Annotated in this window: 1 protein-coding gene; it reads right to left on the reverse strand. The window is 69.6% G+C overall.

Going from position 1 to position 797, the window contains the following annotated elements; genetic code table 11:
* The coding region (gene hutI / locus QZH66_RS17415) for an imidazolonepropionase (protein WP_305807096.1) at positions 1-797 on the reverse strand (797 nt) is incomplete at both ends.

The raw sequence follows: 797 nt of genomic DNA on the forward strand, positions 1-797 counted from the left end.
AGCGAACGGCCAGAGCACGAAGTTGGCGGGCCGGCCGGCCGCGATCATGCCGTGCGAATCCTGCAGGCCCAGCGCGCGCGCGGCATGCGTGGTGATGCCGGCCAGCGCCTCGGGCACCGTCAGGCGGAACAGCGTGCAGGCCATGTTCGCCATGAGCAGCAGACTGAGTGCCGGCGAAGTGCCGGGGTTGTGGTCGGTCGACACGGCCATGGGCACGCCGGCAGCGCGCAAGGCTGTAATAGGCGGCAGCTGCGTGTCGCGCAGCGTGTAGTAGGCGCCGGGCAGCAGCACGGCCACGGTGCCGGCCTGCTTCATCGCGGCAATGCCTTCGTCAGACAAATGCTCGATGTGGTCGCACGACAGCGCGCCGTAGCGCGCCGCGAGTTGCGCGCCGCCCATGTCGGACAGCTGCTCGGCGTGCAGCTTGACCGCAATGCCCAGGGCCTTGGCGGCCTGGAACACGCGCTCGGTCTCGGCCAGCGTGAAGGCGATGCGCTCGCAGAACACGTCGACCGCGTCGACCAGGCCTTCGGCAGCCAGCGCGGGCAGCATCTCTTGGCACACCAGGTCGGTGTAGTCGCTGCTGCGGCCTGCGTATTCGGGCGGCAGCGCATGGGCGCCGAGAAAGGTGGTGCGCACCGTCACGCCATAGGCCTGGCCGAGCCGGCGGGCCACGCGCAGCTGCTTGCGCTCGTGCGCCAAAGCCAGGCCGTAGCCGGACTTGATCTCGATGGCGCAGACGCCTTCGGCCAGCAGCTGTTCGAGCCGCGTGGCTGCGCTGGCAAACAGTTCGTCCT

The organism is Stenotrophomonas sp. YIM B06876 (assembly GCF_030711595.1).
Lineage (GTDB): Bacteria > Pseudomonadota > Gammaproteobacteria > Xanthomonadales > Xanthomonadaceae > Stenotrophomonas.